The organism is Flavobacterium bomense, assembly GCF_003970355.1.
In genome coordinates this window covers 806-1,457 of the sequence record NZ_RYDJ01000097.1, presented here as the reverse complement: position 1 = coordinate 1,457, position 652 = coordinate 806, and the positions used below count along the sequence as shown (strand labels likewise).

General features: G+C 33.7%; 1 pseudogene. It reads right to left on the bottom strand.

Annotation, left to right across the window (positions count from 1 at the left end):
• A pseudogene (locus EKL98_RS15825) lies at nucleotides 1-596 on the bottom strand (oligopeptidase B); the annotation flags it as partial.
• Nucleotides 597-652 lie beyond the last annotated feature (56 nt).

Genomic DNA, 652 nt, shown 5'->3' with positions numbered 1-652 from the left:
GAACGCAAGGTAACTTCATCTTGACTCGAATAAAATATCGTCTTGTTATCATTGGCCCAAACCGCATTTCCTGACACTTTTTCTATTCTATCGCTAAGAATTTTACCAGTTTGCAAATCCTTGACTTGAATATCATAAATTCTTCGTCCAACAATATCAAAACTAAAAACGGCTAATTTGTTGTCTGGACTAATGCTCAAACCGCCTAATTGGAAATAGGATTTTCCTCTTGCCAATGTATTACAATCGAACAAAATTTCCTCTTTGGCCGAAAGGCTTTCCTTTTTTCTGGAATAAATTGGATAATTTTTACCGGTTTCAAAACGGGTAATGTAGTAATAACCGTTATACAAATAAGGAACTGACTCGTCATCTTCCTTGATTCTACTCTTCATTTCCTCGAACAATTCCTTTTGAAAAGCCTTGGTATGAGCTGTCATTTTTTTGTAATAGGCATTCTCTTTATTCAGATAATCAATGACTTCTGGATTTTCCCTATTGTTCAACCAAAAATAATTGTCAATTCTTACATCACCGAACTTATCCAAAGTCTTGGGGATTATTTTGGCTATTGGTGGTAGTATTTTTTTAATCATATTTTAAGCTTTCGGTTTTGAAGACTATTTACAAAAATAGCACAAAGAGAGTTTAG